This window comes from Paraburkholderia sp. (assembly GCF_034668105.1).
Classification (GTDB): domain Bacteria; phylum Pseudomonadota; class Gammaproteobacteria; order Burkholderiales; family Burkholderiaceae; genus Paraburkholderia.
In genome coordinates this window covers 1-3,064 of sequence record NZ_JAXDPY010000134.1, presented here as the reverse complement: position 1 = coordinate 3,064, position 3,064 = coordinate 1, and the positions used below count along the sequence as shown (strand labels likewise).

Here is a 3,064-nt window from a genome sequence, read left to right as displayed (position 1 = left end):
CGAAATGCGCGAGAACACAGATTCCAGATGCACCACTACCGTGACTGTGCGGGGGACCCGCTTATGGGCTAGCGGGTTGAGCCGCTTTCTTTGCTTATCTTTCTTTGCGGCGGCAAAGAAAGTAAGTGCCGCCCCGCACAGGGGCGACACTAATAGACCAATAAGAACTCAAGGAAAGGCCAAAAACCCCCAGATCAAGAAAAGGCCAAAAAACCCAGATCAAGAAAAGGCCAACGCCACAGGCGTCCAAAAAAACGACGCCCCCGCGAAAGCCCAACCCTTAATCCCGCGCCGAAGAAGCGGCCCCATGACTCAACCAGTCAAGCACTGCAGTAGCATCATCATCGGCCCCTTGCCGCGCCTTGGCGACCGTCTCAGCCACATCCGCGCTGGGCACAGCGCGCCGAATCGCCACGCCAACGGCAAGAATATCAATCATGACCAGATGCAAAATCCGCGAAATCATCGACAACTGCGACTCGCGAATCTCAATGTGATCGGTCTCCAAAGCCACCGTAGCGCGCTTGGCCAAAGGCGTATTGCTCGACGTAATAGCAATCACCTTGGCCCCCGCCTGCATCGCGACATCCAGCACCCGCAGCAACTCAGGCGCACGCCCCGACTTCGACACGGCAACGATCACATCACCCTTGCCAAGCAATGCAGCGGAAGCCGCCTGCATATACAGATCGCCGTAGGCAATAGTCGGAATGCCAAACCGGAAAAACTTGTAATGCGCATCCTGCGCGACAATGTTCGAATTGCCGAGCCCGTAAAACTCGATCCGCCGCGCGCCGTTCAACAGATCGATCGCCCGCTCGACCTGGTCGAAATTCAAATGCTCGCGCAATTGCAAAATCGCCGACACGGTATTGTCCAGCACCTTCGCGCCAAAATCCGTCGCGGTGTCGCCCAGATGCACCTGGCTATGACTTACCGGAATCGTGCCGGTCAAACCCGTCGCCAGCTTCAACTTGAAATCCGACAAGCCCTGGCAGCCAAGCGAACGGCAAAAGCGGATCACCGTCGGCTGACTCACGTCAGCCTTGCGCGCAATATCCACAATCGGATCGTTGATGATCGAGCGCGGATGATTCAACGCGAGATCGGCCACGCGGCGTTCGGCCGGCGTCAACGCATCGCGCATCTGGCGAATCCGCTCGAACACGGCCGATGAACTGCCGCCCGCACGGTTCGACAACTGCTCGGCGAGAATCGCGGAAACCCCCAGAAATGCCGGGTATTCCGCGGTAATCACGTAGGTCGGCACGCTCTGCAAATACGCCTCGAAGCGGCCCTTCGCCTCGAACCGTTTGCGAAACGACGAACGCGCGAAAAATTCACCCAGCCGCGGCACCACGCCGCCGCCAATGTAAATGCCGCCCAATGCGCCGAGCGTCACCGCGATATTGCCCGCGAAAGTGCCGAGAATCCCGCAGAACACATCGACGGATTCGGCCGCGAGCGGCTCGCCTTCCATCGCCCGCTTGACGATCTCGATCGTGTCGACGTTCGCCGCCACACGCTTCTTGTCGCGGCCCGCCAGCGCGCGGTAAATCACTTCGATGCCCGGGCCCGCGGCCACGCGTTCGAACGAGACATGCGACCACTTCTTGCGCGCGTATTGCAACACGATGTCTTCGCGTTCATCAGACGGCGCGAACGTGGCGTGGCCGCCTTCGCTGCCGAGCGCGATCCAGCGGTCGTCGGCCGGGATCAAGCCGGACACGCCCATGCCGGTGCCCGGGCCAAGCAGGCCGATCACGCTGTTCGGACGACGCGCACCGCCGCCCACCTGCACGCGCTGGGCATCGGTCAAACCGGGCAGCGCCATCGCAAGCGCGGTAAAGTCGTTCACGACGAGCAGCGTGTCGAAGCCGAGCGCGCGGCGCGTGGCTTCGATCGAAAAGCTCCAGTCGTGATTGGTCATGCTCACCTGATCGCCGTCGACCGGATTCGCGATCGCAATCGCCGCATGATTCACGCGGCCGATCTTGGTGTCCTTCAGGTACTTCTTGATGACTTCGGCAACGCCCGGATAGTCGGCGCACGGATAGACCTGCACCGAGGCGATCTCGCCCGGGCTGTATTCGAGCGCGAAACGCGCATTGGTGCCTCCGATATCGGCGAGCAGCCTCGGTCCGTCGGCGTGCTGGCCCGCGCCCGGAACAGCCTTACTTTGCACACCAGTAGACATCGAGTCTTACTCCCTTGTCGTTTGCCAACTGCGAGATGGCATTTTTTTGTAGCGAAGCGGCGGCGGCATTCAGCACGTCCATCTTTCGCGGTCCCGCGATCAGCAAATACAACTGCTTCACTTCTTTCAAGGCGGACAGCGACCAGCTCACGCGCGCATGCGGCGCGCTGCCTGGATGCACGGCCACGAAGCGCTCAGCCGTGGTGATCGCGTGGTCCCACTCAGGCGCATCCGCGAAAAGCGACGCGGTGTGGCCGTCTTCGCCCATGCCGAGAATCGCGACGTCCGGCACCACGCTAAAGCGCGGATCCGCATTCAGCGCGGCAACGTGCGCGTTCAACTCTTGCGTGGTGTCGACCAGCGGCCAGAACGCGGCGTGCTTCGCGGCATTCTGCAACAGCGTGTCGTGCACGAGTTGCGAATTGCTCGCGCTGTCGGTTTCCGGTACCCAGCGGTCGTCGACCAGCGTCACGGCCATGCGCGCCCAGTCGAAGGATTGCGTGGACAAGGTCTGCAGGAACGGACGCGGACTGGTGCCGCCGGACACTGCAAGCATTGCCGGGCGCGCGCCAGTATCTGGCGTGCCGGTAGCGGACGTGCCGGTAACGGACGTGCCCGCCTGTGCGGCGAGCGACGCATGTAACGCGTCGCCAACCGCTTTCGCCAACGCGTCGGATTGGGCGCGTTGATCGTCGAAAGCGTGAAGCTCGATCACTTCTCCTCCGTGCTGCTTTCTTGTTAGATCTGCGGAACGTGCCGTACTGCTCTCACGCGATGCCTGCAAGCGGGATGACTCGCAGGTGCCTGCGTGATACCGGCGCCGTTCCGTTCAGTTCGTCGGTGGGGCTTACAGGCGCCGTGCCGTGC

The 3,064-nt window shown here is 61.6% G+C and carries 2 protein-coding genes; both read right to left on the bottom strand.

Annotated features, from left to right (window positions below; all coding sequences use genetic code 11):
- Positions 1-280: 280 nt before the first annotated feature.
- Positions 281-2,197, bottom strand: coding sequence for a bifunctional transcriptional regulator/glucokinase (locus QOC89_RS06345; protein WP_323044245.1), 1,917 nt, complete (start codon positions 2,195-2,197; stop codon positions 281-283).
- Entirely contained in the window at positions 2,175-2,912 is a 738-nt protein-coding gene (gene pgl, locus QOC89_RS06340) for a 6-phosphogluconolactonase (RefSeq protein WP_323044244.1), read from the bottom strand. The genes QOC89_RS06345 and pgl overlap by 23 nt, the downstream gene beginning before the upstream one ends.
- Positions 2,913-3,064: the final 152 nt, after the last annotated feature.

What these genes read in the sequence shown, in the direction of transcription:
- QOC89_RS06345 (WP_323044245.1), bottom strand. Translation starts at nt 2,197, where the DNA reads ATGTCTACTGGTGTGCAAAGTAAGGCTGTTCCGGGCGCGGGCCAGCAC.